This window comes from Actinoplanes sp. GCM10030250, from assembly GCF_042666575.1.
Lineage (GTDB): Bacteria > Actinomycetota > Actinomycetes > Mycobacteriales > Micromonosporaceae > Actinoplanes.
The window spans coordinates 511,769-533,920 of the sequence record NZ_JBHTDO010000001.1; the positions used below are offsets into that span (position 1 = coordinate 511,769).

Annotated in this window: 24 protein-coding genes; 15 read left to right on the top strand and 9 right to left on the bottom strand. The window is 71.0% G+C overall.

Annotated elements, in window-relative coordinates; translation table 11 throughout:
- Positions 1–7 precede the first annotated feature (7 nt).
- The 3 genes from ACFQV6_RS02265 to ACFQV6_RS02275 all read left to right on the top strand — a co-directional run bounded on the left by ACFQV6_RS02265 (position 8) and on the right by ACFQV6_RS02275 (position 2,089).
- Positions 8–649 carry a bifunctional 4-hydroxy-2-oxoglutarate aldolase/2-dehydro-3-deoxy-phosphogluconate aldolase gene (locus ACFQV6_RS02265; protein WP_378025579.1) on the top strand — a complete coding sequence of 214 codons (642 nt, stop codon included), beginning with the start codon at positions 8–10 and terminating at the stop codon, positions 647–649.
- Positions 646–1,605 (top strand): sugar kinase, encoded by a 960-nt coding sequence (locus ACFQV6_RS02270; RefSeq protein WP_378025580.1) that lies wholly within the window; start codon positions 646–648, stop codon positions 1,603–1,605. Before ACFQV6_RS02265 ends, ACFQV6_RS02270 begins: the two co-directional genes overlap by 4 nt.
- Positions 1,606–1,672: 67 nt before the next feature.
- Positions 1,673–2,089 carry a PRC-barrel domain-containing protein gene (locus ACFQV6_RS02275; RefSeq protein WP_378025581.1) on the top strand — a complete coding sequence of 139 codons (417 nt, stop codon included), beginning with the start codon at positions 1,673–1,675 and terminating at the stop codon, positions 2,087–2,089.
- A 3-nt stretch (positions 2,090–2,092) separates the two neighbouring features.
- On the opposite strand, the gene ACFQV6_RS02280 is transcribed toward ACFQV6_RS02275, so the two are convergent.
- Positions 2,093–2,866 (bottom strand): TioE family transcriptional regulator, encoded by a 774-nt coding sequence (locus ACFQV6_RS02280; protein WP_378025582.1) that lies wholly within the window; start codon positions 2,864–2,866, stop codon positions 2,093–2,095.
- Positions 2,867–2,948: 82 nt separating this feature from the next.
- Here ACFQV6_RS02280 and ACFQV6_RS02285 point away from each other — a divergent pair, with 82 nt between their 5' ends.
- The 3 genes from ACFQV6_RS02285 (at position 2,949) to ACFQV6_RS02295 (ending at position 6,146) form a co-directional block, all read left to right on the top strand.
- Positions 2,949–4,511: a DUF6194 family protein gene (locus tag ACFQV6_RS02285; protein ID WP_378025583.1), complete on the top strand. Its 1,563-nt coding sequence runs from the start codon at positions 2,949–2,951 to the stop codon at positions 4,509–4,511.
- A 92-nt stretch (positions 4,512–4,603) separates the two neighbouring features.
- Positions 4,604–5,188: a cysteine hydrolase family protein gene (locus ACFQV6_RS02290; RefSeq protein ID WP_378025584.1), complete on the top strand. Its 585-nt coding sequence runs from the start codon at positions 4,604–4,606 to the stop codon at positions 5,186–5,188.
- A 7-nt stretch (positions 5,189–5,195) separates the two neighbouring features.
- A complete protein-coding gene (locus ACFQV6_RS02295; RefSeq protein WP_378025585.1) occupies positions 5,196–6,146 on the top strand; it encodes a GlxA family transcriptional regulator in 951 nt (316 codons plus the stop codon).
- Positions 6,147–6,319: 173 nt separating this feature from the next.
- Here ACFQV6_RS02295 and ACFQV6_RS02300 read toward each other — a convergent pair whose 3' ends face one another.
- Both ACFQV6_RS02300 and ACFQV6_RS02305 read right to left on the bottom strand, forming a co-directional pair.
- The gene (locus ACFQV6_RS02300) at positions 6,320–6,868 is read right to left on the bottom strand and encodes an NTP transferase domain-containing protein (protein ID WP_378025586.1); all 549 of its coding nucleotides are present in this window, start codon (positions 6,866–6,868) and stop codon (positions 6,320–6,322) included.
- A 168-nt stretch (positions 6,869–7,036) separates the two neighbouring features.
- Positions 7,037–8,521, bottom strand: a complete 1,485-nt coding sequence (locus ACFQV6_RS02305) for a hypothetical protein (RefSeq protein WP_378025587.1) — start codon at positions 8,519–8,521, stop codon at positions 7,037–7,039.
- Between the two features lie 111 nt (positions 8,522–8,632).
- Between ACFQV6_RS02305 and ACFQV6_RS02310 the strand changes: the two genes are divergently transcribed.
- The 5 genes from ACFQV6_RS02310 (at position 8,633) to ACFQV6_RS02330 (ending at position 13,583) form a co-directional block, all read left to right on the top strand.
- Positions 8,633–9,565: a hypothetical protein gene (locus ACFQV6_RS02310; RefSeq protein ID WP_378025588.1), complete on the top strand. Its 933-nt coding sequence runs from the start codon at positions 8,633–8,635 to the stop codon at positions 9,563–9,565.
- On the top strand, positions 9,562–10,146 hold the full coding sequence (locus tag ACFQV6_RS02315; protein WP_378025589.1) for an ABA4-like family protein: 585 nt from the start codon (positions 9,562–9,564) through the stop codon (positions 10,144–10,146). The genes ACFQV6_RS02310 and ACFQV6_RS02315 overlap by 4 nt, the downstream gene beginning before the upstream one ends.
- Positions 10,147–10,151: 5 nt before the next feature.
- Complete coding sequence (locus ACFQV6_RS02320) at positions 10,152–11,411, top strand: sensor histidine kinase (RefSeq protein ID WP_378025590.1); 1,260 nt, start codon at positions 10,152–10,154, stop codon at positions 11,409–11,411.
- Entirely contained in the window at positions 11,408–12,034 is a 627-nt protein-coding gene (locus ACFQV6_RS02325; RefSeq protein ID WP_378025591.1) for a response regulator, read from the top strand. Before ACFQV6_RS02320 ends, ACFQV6_RS02325 begins: the two co-directional genes overlap by 4 nt.
- Positions 12,035–12,101: 67 nt before the next feature.
- A complete protein-coding gene (locus tag ACFQV6_RS02330; RefSeq protein ID WP_378025592.1) occupies positions 12,102–13,583 on the top strand; it encodes a S8 family peptidase in 1,482 nt (493 codons plus the stop codon).
- A 30-nt stretch (positions 13,584–13,613) separates the two neighbouring features.
- On the opposite strand, the gene ACFQV6_RS02335 is transcribed toward ACFQV6_RS02330, so the two are convergent.
- Both ACFQV6_RS02335 and ACFQV6_RS02340 read right to left on the bottom strand, forming a co-directional pair.
- Positions 13,614–14,096, bottom strand: coding sequence for an NADPH-dependent FMN reductase (locus ACFQV6_RS02335; RefSeq protein ID WP_378025593.1), 483 nt, complete (start codon positions 14,094–14,096; stop codon positions 13,614–13,616).
- A gap of 40 nt (positions 14,097–14,136) precedes the next feature.
- Positions 14,137–14,637, bottom strand: coding sequence for a flavin reductase family protein (locus tag ACFQV6_RS02340; RefSeq protein WP_378025594.1), 501 nt, complete (start codon positions 14,635–14,637; stop codon positions 14,137–14,139).
- Positions 14,638–14,896: 259 nt separating this feature from the next.
- Here ACFQV6_RS02340 and ACFQV6_RS02345 point away from each other — a divergent pair, with 259 nt between their 5' ends.
- The 3 genes from ACFQV6_RS02345 (at position 14,897) to ACFQV6_RS02355 (ending at position 18,028) form a co-directional block, all read left to right on the top strand.
- Positions 14,897–15,433, top strand: coding sequence for a winged helix-turn-helix domain-containing protein (locus ACFQV6_RS02345; protein ID WP_378025595.1), 537 nt, complete (start codon positions 14,897–14,899; stop codon positions 15,431–15,433).
- 305 nt (positions 15,434–15,738) lie between these two features.
- Positions 15,739–16,776 (top strand): S1 family peptidase, encoded by a 1,038-nt coding sequence (locus ACFQV6_RS02350; protein WP_378025596.1) that lies wholly within the window; start codon positions 15,739–15,741, stop codon positions 16,774–16,776.
- A gap of 88 nt (positions 16,777–16,864) precedes the next feature.
- Positions 16,865–18,028 carry a cytochrome P450 gene (locus tag ACFQV6_RS02355; RefSeq protein ID WP_378025597.1) on the top strand — a complete coding sequence of 388 codons (1,164 nt, stop codon included), beginning with the start codon at positions 16,865–16,867 and terminating at the stop codon, positions 18,026–18,028.
- 162 nt (positions 18,029–18,190) lie between these two features.
- Here the strand turns inward: ACFQV6_RS02355 and ACFQV6_RS02360 are convergent, their stop codons facing one another.
- Positions 18,191–19,174, bottom strand: coding sequence for a hypothetical protein (locus ACFQV6_RS02360; RefSeq protein ID WP_378025598.1), 984 nt, complete (start codon positions 19,172–19,174; stop codon positions 18,191–18,193).
- 173 nt (positions 19,175–19,347) lie between these two features.
- Here ACFQV6_RS02360 and ACFQV6_RS02365 point away from each other — a divergent pair, with 173 nt between their 5' ends.
- Positions 19,348–20,223, top strand: a complete 876-nt coding sequence (locus ACFQV6_RS02365; RefSeq protein WP_378025599.1) for a serine hydrolase — start codon at positions 19,348–19,350, stop codon at positions 20,221–20,223.
- Here ACFQV6_RS02365 and ACFQV6_RS02370 read toward each other — a convergent pair.
- Genes ACFQV6_RS02370 through ACFQV6_RS02380 form a run of 3 tightly spaced genes read right to left on the bottom strand, consistent with a single transcriptional unit; the run spans position 20,198 to position 22,079 of the window.
- On the bottom strand, positions 20,198–20,779 hold the full coding sequence (locus ACFQV6_RS02370) for a DedA family protein (RefSeq protein WP_378025600.1): 582 nt from the start codon (positions 20,777–20,779) through the stop codon (positions 20,198–20,200). The genes ACFQV6_RS02365 and ACFQV6_RS02370 overlap by 26 nt on opposite strands.
- Complete coding sequence (locus ACFQV6_RS02375; RefSeq protein WP_378025601.1) at positions 20,776–21,582, bottom strand: MBL fold metallo-hydrolase; 807 nt, start codon at positions 21,580–21,582, stop codon at positions 20,776–20,778. Before ACFQV6_RS02375 ends, ACFQV6_RS02370 begins: the two co-directional genes overlap by 4 nt.
- Positions 21,579–22,079: a DUF1990 family protein gene (locus ACFQV6_RS02380; protein WP_378025602.1), complete on the bottom strand. Its 501-nt coding sequence runs from the start codon at positions 22,077–22,079 to the stop codon at positions 21,579–21,581. Before ACFQV6_RS02380 ends, ACFQV6_RS02375 begins: the two co-directional genes overlap by 4 nt.
- Positions 22,080–22,152 lie beyond the last annotated feature (73 nt).

A 22,152-nucleotide genomic window follows, 5' to 3' on the forward strand; every position in this document is an offset into this window, starting at 1 on the left:
CGAAATCGTGACTGAACACAGCGCTTCCCTCGATCCTGTCTCGACCGCCATCGTCGACAGCGGGCTCGTCGCCATCCTCCGCGCACCCACCGCCGACGGCTTCGCCGTGGTGGCCGACGTCCTGGTCGCCGCCGGGATCACCGCCCTCGAGGTCACGCTGACCTCGCGGGGCGCGATCGAGGCGATCGCCGGCCTGCGCCGCCAGCTCCCGGACACCGTGGTGGTCGGCGCCGGCACGGTGCTCACCCCCGACGACGCCAAGGCCGCCGTCGACGCCGGTGCGGTCTTCCTGGTGTCGCCGGTGGGTGACACCCTCACCGGGCAGGACGTGCCGTGCTACCCGGGTGCGTACACACCCAGTGAGGTCTACGCGGCGCACCGGACCGGTGCGCCGCTGGTCAAGCTCTTCCCCGCGGGTGGCCTCGGCCCGGGATATCTGAAGGACCTGCACGGGCCGCTGCCCGACGTGAAGATCATGCCGACCGGCGGCATCGGCCTCGACGACATCGCCAAGTGGATCGCCGCGGGCGCCGTCGCGGTCGGCCTCGGCGGGCCGCTGATCGGCGACGCCGCGACCGGCGGCAGCCTCACCGCACTCGCCACCCGCGCCCGCCGCGCCGCCGACGCGGTCGCCCTCGCCCGCTCATGACCAGCCCGGAAACCCCACCCGCGAGCAGGCGCCCCGGCGTGCTGACGTTCGGTGAGTCGATGGGCATCTTCGTGGCCGACGGCATCGGCACGCTGGAGAGCGCCCGCGGCTTCACCCTCGGCGTCGCCGGCGCCGAGAGCAACGTCGCGATCGGGGTGGCGCGCCTGGGCGGCGACGCCACCTGGCTGGGCCGGCTCGGCCCGGACGCGACGGGCGCGCTCATCGCCTCCCGGTTGCGCTCCTTCGGCGTACGGGTGATCGCCCTCCCCGACGACGCGTTCACCGGCCTGATGATCCGGTACCAGCGCTCCGCCCAGTTCATCCAGGCCGACTACCACCGCGCCGGCAGTGCCGGTTCCCGGCTGACCCCGGCCGACGTCCCCACGGCCGAGATCGAGGCGGCCGGCATCCTGCACATCACCGGGATCACCCCCGCACTCAGCGACTCCGCCCGGGCCACCGTCTTCCACGCGGTGGAGTCGGCACGGGCCGCCGGGGTGGCGGTCTCGGTGGACGTCAACTACCGGAGCAAGCTGTGGTCCCGGTTCGACGCCGCCCCGGTGCTCCGCGATCTGGTGAGCCGCGCCGACGTGGTCTTCGCCGGCCCGGACGAGGCGGCCATCTTCGTCGACGACCCCGATCCGGTGGAGGGCCTGGCGAAACTCGGCCCCACCGAGGTGATCGTCAAGGACGGCGCCCGGGGTTGCGTCGCGCGGATCGGCGGCGACCGCTTCCACGTACCAGCCCTGCCGGTGACCTCGCTCGACCCGGTCGGTGCCGGTGACGCGTTCGTGGCGGGCTATCTCGCGGACCGGCAGGCCGGCGCTGACGCGGAGGAGCGGTTACGCACGGCGATCGCGGCCGGCGCGTTCGCGGTCACCGTGCCTGGTGACTGCGAGGGTCTGCCCAGCCGGGCGGAGTTGGCGTCACTCTCCGGAGGCGACATCAATCGGTGATGGTTAACCCGCCGGGTGGACGGGTACGAGTGGTGCAGAGCCAATTCATCGATGTGAGGAGGCCGTGATGCAACCAACGCCGTTCACCCCGTGGTCGTGGCGCGACCCGTCGAGCCTGGCCGCGACGTATGACCAGACCGACACGGAAAGCGTCGAAGAGGGCGCGAGGTCCGGCGTGGACCTGGTCGGTTACAAGGTCGAGGCGACCGATGGCCACATCGGCTCGATCGACCAGGCCAGCTACGACGTCGGCAGTGCCCACGTCGTGGTCGACACCGGACCGTGGATCTTCGGGCGGAAGGTTCTTCTGCCCGCCGGAACGGTGCAGACCGTCGATCACGCGGAGCGGAAGGTCTACGTGGACCGTACGAAGGAGCAGATCAAGACCTCTCCCGAGTACGACAAGGACACCTTCGAGTCTCCGGAGTACCGCGACGAGGTCGGGGACTACTACACAGGTAGTTACCGCGACTATCCGCACTGACCGTCACAGACCCGCCGCCCCGCCCGTACCCCCCACGGGCGGGGCGACGTCTTTCTCCAGCGGGCTTTCCTCCAGCGGGCTTTCCTCCAGCAGGTCTTTCTCCAGCAGGGTCAGGTATTCGTCGAGGCGCGCGGAGCCGGTGAGCATGGCGCGCCCGCGGGCGGTGAGCCGCTCCTGCCAGCCGGCCAGCGACCCGGCGAGCGCCTCCGGCCCACCGGCGGACCGGACCTGCGCCACCACTGTGGCGATGTGGTCCAGCCGGTAACCGCCTCGCCGCAGCAGGTGGGTGAGCTCCGCGTCGCGGACGTCGTCGGGCGTGTACATCCGGTGGTGCGTGTAGCGGTCGCGGGCCGGGACGAGGATCCCCGCCTGTTCCCATTTGCGCAGCGTGGCCGGGGTGACGTCGAGCCGGTGTGCGACGGCGCCGACCGGGAGCGGGCGGTCGCCGGGACGGGACGGCGGGGCGGACGCCAGCACCGTGGCGGCCGACGCGACGGTTGCCAGGGTCTCCCGATCGCGCTGTAGTAGTCCGTGGGCGCCGTCGAGAGCGGTCAGAGCGGACTCCACGTCGCCCCGGCCGGCAGCCCTCATGATCACGGCAGCCGTGCGGTACCCGTACCCCTGAACAAGCGCGAGATAGGCACTGAGCGCAACCACATGCAGTTCGGTGTAGACGCGGTAGCCACTCCCGGTGCGCCGCGCGGCCGGGATCACGCCGTTGCGCTCGTAGTTGCGCACCGCCTGCGCGGTCAGGCCGTGCCGCCGGGCGAGGTCCACCGGTCGTTGAGGCTTCAGAGGGCACTCCCAGTGCGGATCGCAGGAAACTTTAAACAGCAAATTCAACGATACGGTGAAGGCCATGGCATTTGAATCCGAGCTGCTGCCCCTTCTCGAGTCACGCCGTCCGGCGCTGCTGGCCCTCGGCGAGCCCACCCATCTCGAGCCGGCCTTCCCGCGCCTGCGCAACGAGATCTTCGAGTTTCTCGTCGGGCAGGGCTTCCGCTCGATCGCGATCGAGTCCGACCGGATCGCCGGCCTGACCGCGAATGACTACGTGAACGGCGACCGCGACGAGCTGCCGCTCGCGACCGGCTTCAGCCACGGCCTCGGCCATCTCACCGGGAACCGCGAGCTGATCACCTGGATGCGCGCCCACAACGAGCAGCTGGCGCCGGCCGACCGTCTCTCCTTCCACGGTTTCGACGCTCCGCTGGAGATGACCAGCGCCGCTAGTCCCGGCACCTCCCTCCGGCATGTGCGTGACTACCTCGGCGTGTCCGCGCCCGATCTGGATCAGCTGCTCGGTGACGAGACTCGATGGACCGACCAGGCCGCGATCATGGACGCGGCGCGATCTCCGGGCCGGTCACCCGAGGCTGTCGCGCTGCGAGCGCTTGCCGACGATCTGAAAACCATGCTGTACGTCCATGCGTCCCGCCTCGTGCGGGACACCTCCGCGCAGTCCTGGCATCGCGCGAAGGTCCACGCCGACGCGGCCCTGGGCCTGCTCCGCTACCACGCGGTGGCCGCCGATCCGGCACCGCAGGACGAACGGATCCGCCGGCTGCTCGGCCTGCGTGACGCGCTGATGGCATGGAACCTGCTCGACATCCGCGAGTCGGAACGGGACCGCGGGCCCACCCTCGTCTTCTCCCACAACCGCCACCTGCAACGACACCCGAGCCGATGGCGGCTCGCCGGCATGGACCTCGAATGGTCGTCGGCCGGGGCGATCGTGTCGTCGCTGCTCGGCTCCCGGTACGTCTTCGTCGCCGGCAGCCTCGGCACCGGCCCCACGCTGGGCCTGGCCGAGCCGTCGCCGGACTCCTTCGAGGGGTCGCTCTCCTCCGGGATGGTCCCCCCGGCGACGGCGAAGGGTTCCGAGCGGGTCACGGACGAGCCGCGCTACTTCCCCCTCGATCCCGAGACGCTCGCGCAGTGCGAGGCCCTCCTGCACGTGGCGGCCGGCGACGACCCGGCCGCCGAGGTGGCCGCCCGGGTGCTGGCCCTGCCCGGAGTCGCGCAGACCCGGATCGAACCGGAGTCGGAGATGCCGCCCTACACGTGGGGTGACCGGTTCTTCTTCGCCGGCGAGGACCGGATGCGTCCCTTCGCCACCATCGTCGGGCACGACATCCCAGGCTTCGACGAGCGCTCCCACCTCAACCGGCGGTTCGCGTTCCGCCTCAACATCGAGGTGGGACGAGCCGAGTTCAAGAACCTCTTCGGGTACGGACCTGAGGGTTTCGCCGCCCGGATCGCCGACATCGACTTCACCGAGCCGGACCGGCTGATGCCCCATCCCGCCTACGCCGTCCAGGGCTGGGCGAGCGTGGTGAACCCCGGCCCCGCCACGGCCGACGAGGTCGAGCGCCTGTTGTCCCACGCTCGCACCCGCTCCGCCGCTCGCCTGGCTCGCTGACTCTCCCGCTCGTCTCAGCGTGACCGGATCGGTCCGGGGCCGGACGTGATGATGTCTGCTGGATCGCGTGCCAGGGGCGTTGGATCAGAGGCATGACCAATGCTCTCGTCGTGATCGACGTTCAGGAATCGTTCCGTGCGCGACCGCTGTGGGGAACGGTGAACAATACCGCGGTGGTCGAGAACGTGCGGAAACTCGTGGAGGCTGCTCGGTCGGCGGGCGACCCGGTGATCTGGGTGGTGCACGCCGAACCCGGTACCGGCGACGTGTTCGATCCGGCGAGCGGATTCGTCCGGGTGATGGACGATCTCGAGGTGGCGCCGGACGAGCCCGTGTTGGTGAAGACCGTGCACAACGCGTTCACCACCACCGACCTGCAGCACCGGCTGACCGTGGCCGGGATCGCGTCGATCACGGTCTGCGGGCTGCGTACCGAGCAGTGCGTGGAGACGACGGCGCGGGTCGCCTCGGACCTCGGGTACGAGGTCACGTTCGTCACCGACGCGACCGCCACGTTCCCGATCCCGCACCGGGACGCCGCGGAGGATCTGAGCGTCGAGGAGTTGCTGGCCGATCCGCGTACGCTGGCCGCCGAGGACGTGGTGGCCCGCACCGAGTTCGCGCTCGCCGGCCGGTTCGCCACCATCCGGACCGTCGCGGAGCTTGTTGGAGTGTGACCGGATCGTGAGCCGGGTGCTGTTCGTGCTGACACCGCAGGTGCACCTGCTCGACCTGGCCGGACCCGCCCAGGTGTTCTCGACCGCTCCGGGATATCACCTGGAGTACGTGGCCGAGGCTCCGACGGTGCCGACCTGGCAGGGCGTGGCGTTGCAGGCGTCGGTCACGTGGCCCACCCTGTCCCCGGAGGACCTCGTGGTGGTGCCTGGATGGCGCGACGGCTACGGATACTTCGGCGAGCCGACGCTCTCCCGGATCGCGGCGCATCACGCGGCCGGCGGGACCGTGGCGAGCGTGTGCGCGGGCGCCGACGCCCTCGGCCGAGCCGGGCTGCTCGACGGCCGGCGCTGCACCACCCACCACGACTTGCAGGAACGTTTGGCCCGCGGATACCCGGCGGCCACGGTGTTGCGGGACGTCCTCTATGTCATGGACGGCCGGGTGGTCACGTCGGCGGGCATCGCCAGCGGCATCGACCTCGCGCTGCACCTGGTAGCGCTGCGGCACGGACCGGCGGTGGCCGCGCGGGTCGCCCGGGAGATGGTGGTCTACGCCCGGCGCAACGGTGACTCGCAGCAGGACAGCGCGATGCTGCGGCACCGGGGGCACCTCAGCGACGTCGTCCACCGGGTGCAGGACCGGATCGACTCGGCCTACGCACAACCGCTGCTGCTGTCGGATCTGGCTACCGGCGCGGGCGTCAGCGAACGCACGCTGACCAGGCTTTTCACGGCGGCGACCGGATGCACGCCATTGCGGTACCAGCAGGTGCTGCGGGTGGAGCGGGCCGAGCATCTGATCGGCCACGGTTCCACGGTGGAGGCGGCGGCCCGGGCGGTGGGCTTCGGGGACGCCCGGATGCTGCGACGGCTGCGATCCCGGGTTTCGTCACCCGCTCCATTTCTTGGGGAACGGGAACGGCCGGGTTCGGCATGGTCCGCACACCCGAGGAGTTAGGTGTGGCCCTGCCTTACCCGGCCGTTTCCTTCACCGGCCCGCGCACGCTGGGGGAATAGCACCAGGGGAAATGCTCAGCGGCAGCGGGCGGTCCATCACTGTCCGCTGATGGAGTGTGCGGTGGCGGCGGGAAGGTTGCCCCGTTCCCGCGACTATTTTGAGTCATCAAACGATTACTTAGTGTCGATGTCGGTGTCGTCGGCGACATCGCCCACGGGGATGACTTGGACGTCGCGGGAGCGCAGGTAGTCGCGGGCGCCGCGGTCGCCGGTCGCGGATGCGGCGACGCCTGCCCAGTGGTTGCGGCCCAGCAGAACGGGGTGGCCGCGGCGGGGACCGTAGCCGCCCATGACCAGGGCGTCGGGGGAGGAGTGGGCTCGAATGCGGCGGACCGCCTCGGGGGTCACCCCGGGCATGTCGACCAGGAGGATCACCGCGGCGGTGGCGTCGGTGCCGGCAAGAGCGGCCAGTCCTGCTCGGAGGGAGGAGGCCATGCCGGTCGCCCAGTCGGGGTTGAACACCGTCGGAGGCAGGTCGGGTGCCGCTGTCAGCACCTCGTCGGCGGCGGCGCCCAGGACGACGAGCAGGGGATCACAGCCCCCAGCCCGCAGCGTGTCCGCGGCATGCTGAACGAACAGCCGGCCGTTGTGGGTGACCAGCGCCTTCGGCATCCCGTAGCGCCGCCCGGCACCCCCCGCCAGCACCACTCCCGCCGTACCCATGCGCCGACCTTAGTGCGTCACCCTCCATGCCCCCGGGTCAGCGGCGTGGGGTAACCGCACACATTGGGGTTACACGTGCGCTGGCTACGGCCATGACGTGGGTAAACGCGCACACAACCCCAACGTGTGCGCCTACTGACCCTCGGGAGGGGCGGCGGGAGCGGGGTGTCAGGGGCGGTGGGGGAGGGCCAAGCCGCGAACGGCGGCGAGGGGCAGAGCGGTTCGGGGGTTGTAGGCGATTCGCCAGAGGCCTCCGTGTGCGGCGGACAGGGCCTCGTCCTGCCAGGCGGCGGGGTGGGCGGGGCGGGGCTTGCGGATCTGGTGCACGAGGAGGGTGGCCATCAGCTTGCTGGCGGTGGCGGGTTCGAAGATCTCCACGTCGAAGAGGTGGGCTCCGGCGTAGGCGGCGGCCAGCATGCGGTTGCTGATGACGGAGCGGGTGCGGGTGGGCGGGGCCACGGCGAAGCTGACCACGCCGTCGCGGCGGGCGAGGGTGGCGCGCCAGCGGTGGATGCGCTTGGCGAGGGCGTAGTTGGGGCCCTGCTGGGGTACGAGGCTGTCGTTGATGCCGGGTGCCTCGTCGCACGCGTAGTTGGGGCGCAGCAGGCGACCGCCGGTGAGGGTGCCGGTGACACCGGCCAGGCGGGAACGGTCCTGGTAGCGGGTGCGGGCCTGGGCGACGGCACTGGCGGGTACGGCGTACACGTCGGTGGGGGTGGCGAGGACCGCGAGTGCGGTGTCCGGGCGGTGGTGGCGCAGGTGTACGCCGAGAGCGTCCACGGCGGCGGCCAGCCGGGGGTAGGCCGCGCCGGGGGCGTAGCCGTAGTTGCCGACGATCAGCCGTCCGTCGAAGCTGAGCAGCCACTGCGCGACCGCGCCGAGATCACGGAGCAGGTCGGCGCCGGGCGTACCACTGACAGCGGACGAGCCGCCGGCAGCGGGCGAGCCGCCGGACGGGTGCGTGGCGGCGAAGGGGGCCAGCAGGCGGCCGGCGCTCTTCGCGGCCGCGCCGGACACGCGCTGCCACAGGTCGGGGCGGGGCAGGTCGACGGCGAGCACCGTGCCGCCCCACCCGAGGACCGCGTTCACCGGACCCATCTCCGCGCCCGCACCGAGTGCCACCAACTGCTGGTCGTTCAGGTCGAGCCAGTCCGGGTTGGCGGCGACCTCGCGTACGGCCTCGGCGCACGACTCCTCAACGACCCCCGCCGTGACCCAGCTGTCGAGCTGCCGGTGCAGTGAGTCGCCCCGCAGCTGCTCACCGCGGTACGGCAGGACCAGTTCCCGCTCGGCCGTACCCGTTCCGGTCACCTCGACCGTCTCCAGCGCCCGCTCCGGTGCGGCCAGCAGTGCCTGGGCCAGCGTGAACTCGCCGTCGTCGCGGACGTACCGCATCCGGGCCTGCACCGAGGCGAGGCCCGCTTCGGCGATCTCGTAGCCGGCGGTGCCGTCGGCGGCGAGGCCGGTCTCGACCAGGGCCTTGAAGTGCCGGAGGTAGCCGCGCCGCCAGTCGGTCTCCCGTTCGGCGGCCGCTGCGGCGGCCGGGTCGGCGGGGCGGAGGGCGTCGGCGACGACGGCTTGGCCGAACGCGCTGCTGCTGCGCCGTCCGGTGTCGTCAGCGGGGAATTCGGTCAGGCCGGGGGTGTGATGCACGGCGTCAGTATTGCCTCCTCCTACCAGGGGAGGAGAAGGGCTACGACCGGTGGCCGGAAATGCGGCCGCTGGTCGGGCGATTCGGGCACCGCGCGGCGGGACGCTGCTGGCATGACCATCATCGATTCGTCAAGGACGGCCGGACCGGGACATCTGCCGGCGCTGCGCAGCCCGGTGCGCTGGAACCGTTCGCTGCTTGTGCTCGCCGTGGCGTCGGCGCTGCTGGCGGTCGTCGCCGGGATCGGGATCCTCGTCGATCCCCGGGTCCTGACCGGCGTACCGATCTGGCTGAAGCCGTTCAAGTTCGCCGTGTCGTTCGCCGTCTACGCCTGGACGCTGGCCTGGATGCTCGCGATCCTGCCGCGCCGCAGCCGCCTCGCCGAGCGGGCCGGCATCGTCATCATGGGTGTCTCGGTGATCGAGCTGACGATCATCGTGATCCAGGTGGTCCGGGGCACGACGAGCCACTACAACATCAGCACACCGTTCAACGCGGCCCTGTGGTCGGCGATGGGTTCGTCGATCATGGTGCTCTTCCTCGCCCACGTCCTGATCGCCGTGACGGCGTTGCGGCAGCGGATCCCGGATCGCGCGGCCGCGTACGCGATCCGCCTGGGTCTGCTCGTCGCCCTGCTCGGTATGGGTCTCGCCTTCCTGATGACCAGCCAGGGTGGTGTCGACGGCATGGTCGGCGCGCACAACGTCGGTGTGCCGGACGGCGGGCCGGGCATGCCGCTGACCGGCTGGAGTACGACCGGTGGTGACCTGCGCATCGGTCACTTCGTCGGGCTGCACGCGCTGCAGGCGTTGCCGCTCCTCGCCTACGCTCTGCGCCGTTGGAGCAGCTTGACCGAAATCGTTCGGGCACGGCTGGTGTTCGTCGGCGGGAGTGCTTACGCCGTACTGGTGCTGTTGCTGACCTGGCAGGCGCTGCGGGCGCAACCGCTGCTGCAACCTGATGGCCTCACGATGATCGCGGTCCTGGGGTTGACAGCCGCGACGGCGGGTGCGGCGATCGGCGTGATCCGGAAGGGAGCGAAATGACCGAGTCGCTGTTCAGCCTGACGTTTCTGCTGGCCGCGCCGTTCTGGGCGCTGATGATCCTGCTGCCGGGGTGGTCGTGGACGCGCCGCGTCGTGTCCTCGCCGCTGATCGTGCTGCCGATCGTGGCGATCTACGCGCTGTTGATCATTCCGGACTTCGGTACGGTGCTGTCCGCGGTGTCGTCGCCGACGCTGGACGGGGTGAGCGAGCTGCTGGGTTCCCCGGCCGGTGCGGCGGCCGGCTGGGCTCACATGATCGCGTTCGACCTGTTCGTCGGCCGCTGGTCCTGGCTGGACAGCCGGGATCGTGGCGTTCCGGCGCTGGTGATGGCCCCGATCCTGCTGCTGACGATCATGCTGGGCCCGCTCGGGCTGGCCGCATACCTGGCCGTGCGGCCGCTCGGGAAAGCCGCCGCGGCCGTTCGGGAGAGCCGGCTGGCCGGCGAAGAAACCAAAGGCGCCGCCGCCGCCGCCGCCGCCGCCGACGCCGACGCCGACGCCGACGCCGACGCCGGTGGCGGTGGCGGTGGCGGTGGCGCGAAAGCCGCCGCGCCGCCGGAAAGAACGCGGGATCTAGGCTGAGCAGCATGGGCCGCCTGTTCGATGTGCGCAGTACGTTCACGCGGATGCTGCTGCTCGATCTGAGCGGAATCGCCTATCTGCTGGTGATGTGTCAGGGTCAGACGCCGCCCACCGGGCCGCAGTGGGCCCTCGCCGTGCCCGCGTTCGCCGCGGGCCTGCTGCTGCACCAGCGGCCGGCGATCAACCTGCTGGTGCAGACCGTGCTGTTCGCGGTGGCGCTCGCCGTCCTCGACGACCCGACGATCAACCAGGTGGGCACCGCGTGGGCGATCGGCGAGGTGGCGTTCTGGGCGCCGCGCCAGCGGTACCTGTGGGGGCTGGTCGGTCTGGTCGCCGCCGTCTACCTGATCTTCGAGGCTCCGTGGGGCGGCGGCGGGATCACCGAGGCGCTGGTCGGCCTCTGCATCAGCCTCGGCGTGCCGGTGCTGATCGGCACGGTCGGGCGCACCACCCGTGAGCTGAGCATTCAGGCGGAGCAGCGGGCGATCGAGGAGCAGCGCCGGCGTGAGTCCGAGCACCGGGCGGCCCGTGCCGGCGAGCGTAGCGCGATCGCCCGGGAGCTGCACGACGTGGTCGCACACCATGTGGCTTCGATGGTGCTGCGGGTGGGTGTGGCACAGCACGTGCTTCCCGGTCTCGACCCGAAGGTCGCCGACGTCTTCGACGACGTCCATCGCACGGGTACCTCGGCCCTGGCGGATCTGCGCCGGCTGGTTGCCGTGCTTCGAGACCCGGATGCCGTACGGCGTGACGCGTCCTTGACCGCGATTGATCCCTCCGCCCTCCCCGCCGCCCTGGACGGTGCCGTGGAGACCGCCCGTACGGCCGGCGTGATCGTGGAGGCCGAGATCGACCCGGCCGTCGGTGCCCTGGACGCGGTACGCGGTCTGGCCGTGCTGCGCCTGACCCAGGAGGCCCTGACCAACGTCGCCAAGCACGCCGGCGTCTCCGCCCGCGCCCGGCTGCGCGTCACCGTGACCGGAGCCGACGTCGACTGGGAGGTCGTGGACGACGGCGGCCTCAGCGGTGGGCCGGAAATGACGCCCGGCAGTGGGCTGGAAGCGACGCCCGGCAGTGGGCTGGAAGCGACGCCCGGCAGTGGGCTGGAAGCGACGCCCGGCGGCCGGCCGGAGGCGCCTCCCGGCGGCAGGCACGGGCTGATCGGGATGCGCGAACGGGTGGAGGTGCTCGGCGGTGCGCTCACCGCCGGGCCGGCCGGAAAGGGCTGGAGGGTGGCCACGATGCTTCCGGGGGAGTCCGAGTGATCCGGGTACTGCTCGTCGACGACCAGCAGCTGATCCGGGCCGGGTTGCGGATGCTCTGCGACGCGGAGCCGGGGATGGAGGTGGTCGGCGAGGTGGGCGACGGCCGCGCCGGGATCGAGCTCGCCGCCCGGCTGGTCCCCGACGTGATCGTGATGGACCTGCGCATGCCGGGCGTCGACGGGATCACCGCGACGAGCCGGATCGTCGCCGAGCGCCCGGCCGCCCGGGTGCTCGTGCTGACCACGTTCGGCGACGACGACCACCTCTATCCGGCGCTGCAGGCGGGTGCGTGCGGCTTCCTGCTGAAGGACGCGCCGCCGGCCGAGTTGCTGAACGGGATCCGCCAGGCCGCGTCGGGGGAGAGCCCGTTCAGTCAGGAGGTGCTGCTCCGGCTGGTTCGGCGCGCCGTGGACGCGCGGCCGGAGGTTCCGCGCCGGATGGACAATCTGACCGTACGGGAGCAAGAAGTTCTTGATCTTGTGGGTGAGGGTCTGAGCAACAACGAGATAGCCGAGCGCATGCACATCGGGGTGACGACGGTGAAAACCCACATCACGGCCCTGATGACCAAGACCGGCAGCCCGAACCGGGTCCGCCTGGCGCTGCTCGCTCACCGGGCCTGATCCTGGTTCTTCCCGCTGACCGGGCCTGATCTCTCAACCCGGGGTGGCGGCGGCCGATCACGGCGGCATGCGTAAGTGGACCCTCGGCACCGTTCTCACCGCGGCGGTGGCGGCCTCGGCCGGCCTGGCCGCCCCCGTCGCCGCGCAGGCAGCGCCGGACACGTCCGTCGCTGCTCAGGCGGGTGGCACCGGCGTTGTCCAGGGAGCCGGCCTTCCCGGCGCCCTGACCGGCCGGTACATCGTCACCCTGAAGGAGCGCAGGTCCGGGGTCTCGGCGCTCAGCCTCGGTGAGGGACGGGTGGTGCGCGACTTCTCGCGCTTCCCCGGGTTCGCCGCCGAGATGACCGCCGCGCAGGCGCAGCGCCTCGCCGCCGACCCGTCGGTCCGCCACGTCGAGCAGGACCGGGTCGTACGCCTCACCGGCACCCAGAAGAACCCCACGTGGGGCCTGGACCGGGTGGATCAGCGCAGCCGCACGCCGTCGAAGAGCTACCTGCCGTCCGCCGACGGGGACAACGTCCACGCGTACGTGATCGACACCGGGATCCGGACCACACACCAGCAGTTCGGCGGCCGCGCGACGTACGGCTACGACTTCGTCGGCAACGACACCACGGCGGCCGACTGCAACGGGCACGGCACGCACGTCGCGGGGACGATCGGCGGCAGCACGTACGGCGTGGCGAAGAAGGTGAAGCTGGTTGCCGTACGGGTGCTGAACTGCGACGGCGAGGGTTCGCTCTCCGACGTGATCGACGGCATCGACTGGGTCACCGAGCACGCGGTCCACCCGGCGGTGGCGAACATGAGCCTGGGCGGCGGTTACAGCCCGGCGATGGAGTTCGCCGTGCAGGACGCGATCAACTCGGGCATCACGTTCGTGGTGGCGGCCGGCAACGAGAACACCAGCGCGTCGCTGGGCAGCCCGGCCGGCCTGCCCGCCGCCGTGACCGTGGCCGCCACCGACCGCAAGGACAAGCGGGCGGTCTTCTCGAACTACGGCAGTGCCGTCGACATCTTCGCGCCGGGCGTGGACATCGTCTCCTCGGTCGCGACGTCGAACACGGCCAAGGCGGCGTACAGCGGCACCTCGATGGCGGCACCGCACGTGGCCGGTGCCGCGGCGCTGCTGCTGGACGCGGCGCCGGCCCTGACCCCGGCCCAGGTCCGCGAGAAGCTGGTCGGCTACTCGACAAAGGGCAAGGTCACCAGCCGGGCCGGTTCGCCCGACCGGCTGCTCTACATCGCCGCGCCGCCGAAGGCACCGGGAATCAAGACGTCCCGGACGACCACCGTGACCGTGGGCACCCCGTACGTCTTCAAGTTCAACCGGACCACCACCGGCCGTGGTTCGTGGCGGATCGCCGGCGGCACGCTGCCGCCGGGTCTCTCCTTCTCGCCCACCGGCTACCTGCGGGGTACCGCGACGCAGGCCGGCACCTACACGGTGACGGTGCAGTTCAGCGACTTCGTGCCGCAGACCGCCACTCGCCAGGTGGTGATCCCGGTGGTGGCCGCCCCCGTCACCCCTCCCGCTACCGAAGGCTGATCCCGGCGACGGCCGGTCTCGACACGCTTCTCACCAGTCGAGACCGGCCGCGTACTTCTGCGCCGTCTGCGCCGACTCGCTGAGGTCGGCCTCCACCACCGGCAGGCCGGGGCGGACAGCGATCGCGCCGAGCTCGACAAGCAGTTGCCGCAGCAGGGCTTCCGCGGCGGCCGCCTGCGGCGCCACACCGGCGGTCACCACCGGGACCGCGAGCTTTCCGGCCAGGGCATTGGCCGGGAGCTGGTCCAGCAGCACTTTGAGTACGCCTGTGTAGCTGCCCTTGTACGTCGGTGTGGCGATCACCAGCAGCTGGCTCTCGGTCAGAGCCGCGACCGCGTCCTTCGTCGCCTCGTCGCCGGGGGTGAGCAGGCCGGCGCCCAGATCGCCGACCTCGATGACCCGCGGTCCGGGTGAGCCGAGCTGGGCGGCGATGGCCTCGCCGACGGCAACGGCCAGGGCTGACGTACGTGAGCCGGCGCGGGGATTGCCGGACACCACCACGATTCCCGTCATGTCGTCCTCTCCTGTTTGAGTGTCATGTGGGTCGATTTGTTCAGGCGGCTCGGCGCAGGTGCGTGTAGGAGCCGTCGTGGTAGACCAACGGTGTGGCGGCCAGGTCGTCGTGGACGGCGCCGGTCTCCGGTGCGGCCAGCACGATCGTGTGGTCGCCGGCCTCGACGCGGCGCACCACGCGGCAGACCAGCCGGGCCAGGACGCCGTTCAGCAGCGGCACGCCGCCGGGTCCCCGCTCCCAGTCACCGTGTGCGGCGAACCGGTCGATCCCGCGCGTCGAGAAGGTACGCGCGACATGCTCCTGCTCCTCGGTGAGCACGTGCACGGCGACGACGTCGGCGGTGGAGACGGCGGGCCAGGCCGACGCGGTGTGTGCCAGGCAGAAGGACACCATCGGCGGCGCCAGTGACACCGAGGTGAACGAGGTCGCGGTGAACCCGGCCGGCGGCTCGCCGGGCGCGGTGATGACGACCACCGCCGCGGCGTGCCGGCGCAGCAGGGTCCGGAAGAGGTCAGTGTCCACGAGTGAGCTGACGGTCACGAGGTCTCCCTTGACGGGCTTTCCGCATGATGGGATTTTGCGTCATCCTGCGACTTTCGTTGCATGACTCCACCGTCCTACCTGGCTGGCCTGGTGGTCAACGTGTTCCCATATCCTAGTAGGCCGATGGGGAATTATCACCGCCGCGGTTATGACGCCCGCCACTGGCTCGGGTATACCTATCTAACAGATAGGAAATGTATCCTTGCTCTGCGTCGTTCCGCAAACGCACGGCGCACACCGTCGAAGAGGAGAAGCCATGTCCGCTCTCGCCGTCGCGCATCCACACGCCACGTATCCCCGGCCGGTCCGGTTGCGCCCCGTGCCCGACCCGCCCCCGCCGGAAGCGGGCACCGACGCCCCGGTGACTGTCACGATCAGCATCGCGGGCGGCGCGAGCGGCCGGGAGCGGGTGCTGGCGGCGCTGCGCGAACTGGTGGACGCGGCCGGCCCGGCCGCGGCGGTGGAACTCGGCACGATCGCCGAGCCGCGTGCCGACGACGAGATCCGGCTGGACCCGCGTGCGCGTACGGCCTTCCGGGGGGAGCGCCTCCTGGAGCTCAGCCGCCTCGAGTACGACCTGCTGCTCTTCCTGGCCCGTCACCCCCGCCAGGTGTTCAGCCGGGTGCAGCTGCTGACACATGTCTGGGGGCACCGGCACACCACCAACCGGACCGTGGACGTGCATGTGAGCCGCCTGCGTACCAAGCTGGACGATCCTGAGCTGATCACCACGGTGTACGGGCTGGGCTACCGCCTCGCCGACGACGCCGCGATCTCCGTCGCCGGCGAGTAGGGACGGGGCCGGGTGTCCGGCTGTCATATCGGCGGCTTCGTACCGTCTGGCTTCGTGCCGGCTGGCGGCAGCCTGTCGCCAGCCGGTTTTGCCTGTTCGCCGGTCAAATGGCGGTCATCGCCTATTCATCCCGAACGAGTAATACGCCCAAGGTATGCAAGGGCCGTTCCCGCACCTCAGCGCCCTGTTGATCAGCAAACGTAGATCAAGTCGGGTCCTTGCCAGTTCAATAGAAGCATTTGAATACTACGAGCACGGGTGCGCCGGACCGGCGTACCACCCCGCCCGTCCCCCTGGGAGGAACCGTGCTCAACCCGAAGGCTCGCCGACCGATCGTCGGCCTCGCAGTCGGCATTCTCGTCTGCAGTGGCCTGGCCGCCTCACCCGCCTCGGCCGCGCCGGTTGCCGGCGACGCCTCGTTCGCACCGTCCGCCCTCGCCGCCTCGCTTGATTCCCGTCTCGGCGCCCGCGACGCCGGCTCCTATCTGGACTCCTCCGGCAAGCTCGTGGTCAACGTGACCGACGCCGCCACCGCCGCCGAGGTGAGCGCCTCCGGCGCCACCGCGCGCTACGTGAGCCGCAGCGGTGCCACTCTGGCCGCCGCCGACGAGTCGCTCAAGGTCAACCTCAAGACGCCGGGCACCGCCTTCGCCGTCGACCCGGTCAGCAACCAGGTCGTGGTGAGCGTCGACGAGACCGTCACCGGCGCCAAGCTCGCCGCCGTCAAGGCCACCGTCGCCAAGCTCGGTGACACGGCCCGCATCGAGACCGTCGCCGGCAAGATGAGCATCAAGATCTCCGGTGGCGACGCGATCTACTCCGGCAGCGGCCGCTGCTCGCTCGGCTTCAACGTCCGCAACAGCGCCGGCACCAACTACTTCCTGACCGCCGGCCACTGCACCCGCGGTTCCTCCAGCTGGAACAACGGCTCGGCGACCCTGGGCACCACGTCCGGCAGCAGCTTCCCGGGCAACGACTACGGCATCGTCCGCTACACCAACACGACGATCACCAAGACCGGTGGCGTCGGCTCGATCGACATCACCGGAGCCGGCACCCCCGCCGTCAACTCCACCGTCTACCGCCGTGGCTCCACCACCGGCACCCGCTCCGGCCGCGTCACCGCGCTGAACAGCACGGTCAACTACGCCGAGGGCTCGGTCTCCGGCCTCATCCGCACCACCGTCTGCGCCCAGCCGGGCGACAGCGGCGGCCCGCTCTACTCCGGTTCGACCGCTCTCGGCCTGACCTCGGGCGGCAGCGGCAACTGCACCAGCGGCGGCGTGACCTACTTCCAGCCGGTCACCGAGGCGCTGAGCGCGTACGGCGTGTCCGTCTTCTAAGGATCACCCCCGGTTCTCTTTGATTCATCGATGCCCGTCCCCGGCGCCCCGCCGGGGACGGGTTTCCTACATGTTTCACAATCGAGAAATGACCTCTGTCGACAGCAGCCGCAAGGTGTACCGCGGCGACCGGGAGCCCGGCTGCCCCGTACACGTCGACGCCGCAGGGGTGTGGCACATCCGGGATTACGCCACCGCCCGTCAGTTCCTGCGGCACACCGACACCCGCCAGGCCGGCTTCGGCATCGAGAACGCGTTACGCCTCCAGCACCGGCTGCGCCTGCCAGTGCTCTATCGCGACGGCGCGGAACACCGGGAGCACCGCCGGCAGACCGCCAAGTACTTCACCCCGAAGCGCGTCGAGTCCGCGTACCGGGACCTGATGCACCGCCTCGCCGACGAGCAGTGCGAGGTGCTGCGGCGGCGCGGTGCGGCGGACCTGTCCAGCCTCTCGTTCCAGCTGGCGGTGGCGGTCGCCGCCGAGGTGGTCGGCCTGACCTCCAGCCGCGGCGACATGGCCCACCGCCTCGACCGGTTCTTCCGGGTACCGGACCCCGGCGCGCGCGGTCTGGCAGCCGCACGGCAGCAGGCGATGAACAACTTCACCGTGCTGTCCTTCTTCTGGCGAGACGTACGCCCGGCGATCGCCGCCCGCCGCCGCACCCGCCGCGACGACCTGATCTCCCACCTGCTCGACGAGGGCTGCACCAACGCCGAGATCCTCGGTGAGTGCGTGACCTTCGCCGCCGCCGGAATGGTCACCACGCGCGAATTCATCACCGTCGCCGCCTGGCATCTGCTCACCGACGAGACCCTGCGCGAGCGCTACACGACCGCCGGCGATGCGGAGCGCGTCGCGGTCCTGCACGAGATTTTGCGACTCGAGCCGGTCGTGGCCGATCTGCTGCGCTGGACAACCGCAGACGTACGCCTCGGCGACCTCACCATCCCCACCGGCGCCCGCGTCGACGTGGAGGTCGCCGCCGCCAACCTCGACACCGGCGCGGTCGGCGCCGACCCGGCCGCCGTCTGCCCCGGCCGCACCCTGGCCGACGGCGTCGCCGACCCCGGACTGTCCTTCGGGGACGGGGCACACCGCTGCCCCGGCGCCTACATCGCCATCCAGGAGACCGACATCTTCCTCAGCAAGCTCTTCGCGATGCCGAACCTCCGCCTCATCCAGGAACCCCGGGTAACCCTCCGCCCCGACATCGCCTCCTACGAACTCAAAGGCATGATCCTCGCCGCCTGACCCCCGGCCCGCCGTGGCGGTGAGCGCTGCGCGGCGGTGAGCGTGGCGCGGCGGTGAGCGTGGCGCGGCGGTGAGCGTGGCGGGCGGTAAGTGTGGCGTGGCGGTGAGCGCGCGGCGGGCGGGGCGAGCGAGGCGCGCGGCGCGGTGGGCCGTGGGCCGGGGTCAGTCGTTGACGCGTTCCTCGCCGCGGCGGCGGAGCATTTTGAGGCCGGGGAGGCCGGCGATGGCGAGGTGGAGGTCTTCGGTCACTTCGAGGAGTTTGTGGAGGTCCGGGCCGACCTGGTCGAGTTTGCTCAGCAGCGGCATCACGTCGTTGATCAGGTGCTGCTGGAGTTCGGGCAGCTGGTCGACCATCCGGATCGCGGCGGTCACCTCGTCCGGGGTGAGTTCGCTGACGAAGCGGGCGGCGAGGGGGGCTGCCGAGCGGAGGGTCGGCGCGTACCCGTTGAGCAGCTCGGTCGCCTCGGTCGCCGCCGCGTCCGCCCGGCCGACCACCGCGTCGGCGCGTGAGGCGACCGACGACGCGGTGGTGACGATCTCCCGGGCCGAGCCGGTCAGCTCACCCACCTCGGAGATGGTCCCGGACGCCCGCGAAGCAATCGACGAGATCTCGTTGACCGCTCCCGAGGCGGCGGTCGTGATGGTGGAGATGTCGTTGACCGCGCTCGAGGCGGAGGTCGTGATCGCGGAGATCTGCGTGATGGCCTGATTCGCCGCGGTAGTGATGGCCGTCACTTCCGAGATTGCCGAACCGGCGTCGCCGACCACCACGCCGGCCGCTTCAGCGGTGATCGATGTGCGGCGGACCAGGTCGCCGGCGGCCGCCGAGATCGATCCGGCCTCCTCGACCGTGAGGGATGCCGCCGTCGCGATGGCCCGCGCCTCGGCCACCGTGGTCTCGGCCGAGGCCGCCACCACCGCGACCCGTTTGATCAGTTCCTCGGCCTGGCCGACGGCGAGGTTGACGCGGTTGAGCAGGAGTTCCGCCTGACCGATCAGGCCCACGGCACGGACCGGTACGGTCGCCGCGGCGGCTGCCGTCTCGATCACCCGGCCGGCTGCCTCCCGGGTGAGGTCCATCGCCGCGGCCGGGGCGGCCAGGGCGAGGCGGGAGAGCTGGACGGCGCGGGACACGAAGAAGGCCATGCCTCCATGATGCGCTGTCTCCGCACCCGAAGTTCGGTGACGCACGGTGCCCATACCACAGCCCTCGGTCGAAAGTTGGCAATCCACAGCATCCCGGGCACCAACAACGGCCTTTAACACGGCAGTATGCATGGGTGCGCCGTTCCCGGAATCTCGTCCTGACGATTGCCGCCGTGGGTATCCTTGGGGGTTCTTTCCTGGTGGTCCGGGGAGTGGCCGCCGATGGCGCCACCGGAACCAGGGTCCCCGTGTCCGGATCCTCGCAAAGCGCTCCAAAGGCCTCACCGACACCGACCGGGCCCACCCCGGAGGAGCTGGCGGAGCGGGAGCGCGTCAAGCGGGTCAAGGCTCTCGACTCGGCGCTGAAGAAGTATGCGGCGACCCAGCCCGAGTTCTCGGTCGCGGTGCTGGACCGCAAGACCGGCAAGACGTATGCGTACCGCGGCGACGAGCGTTACGAGACGGCGAGCGTGGTGAAGGTCCAGATCCTGGCGTGTCTGCTGCTGACCGCCCAGGACGACGACCGCAAGCTCACCGCGAACGAGAAGGCGCTGGCCGACAAGATGATTCGGTTCAGCGACAACGCCTCCACCACCGCTCTGTTCAACCTGCTCGGCCGGGCGAGCGCGATCGGCGCCTGCAACAAGCGGCTCGGGCTCACCCAGACGAAGGTGAACAGCGCCTGGGGCCTCACCCGGACCACCGTGAAGGACCAGGTTCAGCTGCTCAGCGAGCTGGCCGACGACAAGAGCGAGCTGAGCGAGGCCTCCCGGGCCTATGCGGACAAGCTGATGGGCTCTGTCGCCCCGGATCAGGACTGGGGTGTTCCGGCCGCCGCCAAGACCGGGGAGACCGCCACCGTGAAGAACGGCTGGCTCCAGCGCTCGACCGAGAACAACCTCTGGATCATCAACACGGTGGGCCGGATCACCGGCGAGAACGTGGACGTGTCGATCGCGGTGCTCTCGCACACCAACCCGACGATGGACGGCGGCATCGGCGTCGTGCAGAAGGTCGCCAAGCTCACCCGGACGCACTTGAAGTACTAGTGATGTCCCGCCACTTGTTCCACCAGGTGATCGCCTGGTTGACCAGGAGGATAAGGACGATCGCGGCCACCACGCCCTGCCACGGCTCCGGGAAGATCGAGCCGCCGGCGAGTCCGATCGCGGCGTAGACGGCGGACCAGAGCGCGCAGGCCGGCGCGTTGGCGACCACGAAGGTGCGCCAGGGTATGCCGGCGAACGCGGCCGCCAGCAGCACCGGCACCCGCCCGCCCGGGATCAGCCGGGACACCAGCAGCACCGGGACCTGTCTCGCCTTCAGCCGCTCCTTGACCGAGGTGAGGTGCTCCTCGTCGCGCAGCCAGCGCAGCCGCCGGGCCAGTTGCACGCCGCCGAACCGGCACATCGCGTACATCACGAGGTCGCCGGCGTAGGCGCCGAGCGCACCCGCCGCGATCACCAGCCCGATGGTGAACGGGCGCTCGTGGAAGACCAGGGCGGCCGTCCCGCTGACCGCCGCTCCGGTCGGCACGATCGGCACGATGGCGCCGAACGCGACGATCAGAAGGAGCCAACCGAGGGTGGCCAGCTCGTCGATCACGCCGGCGGCTCCAGGGCGAGGGTCTCACCGTGGGTCAGCACCCGGACCCGGGTGTCCGGCGAGACCCGCGCGGCGTGCTCGGCGAACTGGTTCCCCGGTTCGGAGAACATGTACGGCCGGACCCGCCCCAGACCGATCGGCCACAGCGTGCCGTAGTGCACCGGCACCGCCCACGTCGACTTCACCCGCCGCAGCGCCTCCGCCCCGGCCTCCGGGTCGAGGTGGCCGTGCGCCTTGAGCGTGGGCCCCCAGCCACCGACCGGGATCAGCGCGAGGTCGAGCGGACCGAGGTCGGCCATCTCGTCGTAGAGGCCGGTGTCGCCCGCGAACCAGGTACGGCAGGAGCCCTCCACCACGAACCCGATGGCGAGCGCGCGCTCCCGCGACCACGGGCCCCGGGCGCCGTCGTGTGCCGCGGGAACGGCGAGTACCCGTACCCCAGAGATCGTGGTCTCCTCACCCGGCGCGAGCTCCACGCAGCGCCCGGCCACCGACCGGCCCAGTGCTTTGACCGCGAATGACCGCGCACCGCGCGGCATGACCAGCAGCGGCTCACCCGGCACCGCCCGGACCGAGGCCACGTGGAAGTGATCGGCGTGCAGGTGCGACAGCAGGACGGCGTCGGGCGCACCGGTGAGCCGCGGAATCGGGCCCGCCATCCGGCGCAGGTGTGCCAGGCGCCCGGTGAGCAGCGGGTCGGTGAGCAGCGTGACGCCGGAGTCGACGATGGAGATCGTGCTGTGGCCCCACCAGGTGGCCGATGCCGAGGTGGCCGATGCCGAGCCGGCCGATGTCGTGCTCACCGGGCCACGGTACCGAGCCGGCGGACCGCACGGCCGCAGAGACGTGCGTAGAGGTGCTGGAAGAGCACCGCGACGGGGCCGCCGAGCCGCATCAGGGTTCCGGCGGGCCGGCTGAACGCAGTGACCGAGAACCACACGGTGTCGTTCTCGTCGCGTTCGACCAGGAACGCCTCCTCGCCGATCGCCGGGTGGCCGTGCCGTGTCCCGTACCCGAAACCGATCTGATCCTCGTCCTGGACCGTCCAGACCACCTCGCAGGGTGCGCGCAACGGCCCGAGCCCGACGGTCACCCGCGTGCCGGGCGTGGCGCGAGGGGCATCGGTGGTGATCCGCGCGCCGGTGGCCCGGTGCATCCGGAACGTGAGAATCGCCTCACCGGCTCGGGCGAGGACCGCCCGGCCGGTGCCGACGCGAGTGCGGTAGCGGAGGTGGCGGTAGCCCGCCGGGAGCGCGCCGGTCCGGGTCAGCCCGACTTCGGGGTACGTCAGTTCAGTCACCTCTGCAGTGTGCCCAACGCAACCTCGAAGGATTCTCGGGTCGCCCAGCCGACGCGGCTCCGGCACACTGAGC

Excerpts from the sequence above, each read along its gene's own strand:
- ACFQV6_RS02270 (WP_378025580.1), top strand. The coding sequence starts at position 646 with ATGACCAGCCCGGAAACCCCACCCGCGAGCAGGCGCCCCGGCGTGCTG.
- ACFQV6_RS02275 (WP_378025581.1), top strand. The coding sequence starts at position 1,673 with ATGCAACCAACGCCGTTCACCCCGTGGTCGTGGCGCGACCCGTCGAGC.
- ACFQV6_RS02285 (WP_378025583.1), top strand. The coding sequence starts at position 2,949 with ATGGCATTTGAATCCGAGCTGCTGCCCCTTCTCGAGTCACGCCGTCCG.
- ACFQV6_RS02290 (WP_378025584.1), top strand. The coding sequence starts at position 4,604 with ATGACCAATGCTCTCGTCGTGATCGACGTTCAGGAATCGTTCCGTGCG.
- ACFQV6_RS02300 (WP_378025586.1), bottom strand. The coding sequence starts at position 6,868 with ATGGGTACGGCGGGAGTGGTGCTGGCGGGGGGTGCCGGGCGGCGCTAC.
- ACFQV6_RS02310 (WP_378025588.1), top strand. The coding sequence starts at position 8,633 with ATGACCATCATCGATTCGTCAAGGACGGCCGGACCGGGACATCTGCCG.
- ACFQV6_RS02315 (WP_378025589.1), top strand. The coding sequence starts at position 9,562 with ATGACCGAGTCGCTGTTCAGCCTGACGTTTCTGCTGGCCGCGCCGTTC.
- ACFQV6_RS02320 (WP_378025590.1), top strand. The coding sequence starts at position 10,152 with ATGGGCCGCCTGTTCGATGTGCGCAGTACGTTCACGCGGATGCTGCTG.
- ACFQV6_RS02330 (WP_378025592.1), top strand. The coding sequence starts at position 12,102 with ATGCGTAAGTGGACCCTCGGCACCGTTCTCACCGCGGCGGTGGCGGCC.
- ACFQV6_RS02335 (WP_378025593.1), bottom strand. The coding sequence starts at position 14,096 with ATGACGGGAATCGTGGTGGTGTCCGGCAATCCCCGCGCCGGCTCACGT.
- ACFQV6_RS02345 (WP_378025595.1), top strand. The coding sequence starts at position 14,897 with ATGTCCGCTCTCGCCGTCGCGCATCCACACGCCACGTATCCCCGGCCG.
- ACFQV6_RS02355 (WP_378025597.1), top strand. The coding sequence starts at position 16,865 with ATGACCTCTGTCGACAGCAGCCGCAAGGTGTACCGCGGCGACCGGGAG.
- ACFQV6_RS02360 (WP_378025598.1), bottom strand. The coding sequence starts at position 19,174 with ATGGCCTTCTTCGTGTCCCGCGCCGTCCAGCTCTCCCGCCTCGCCCTG.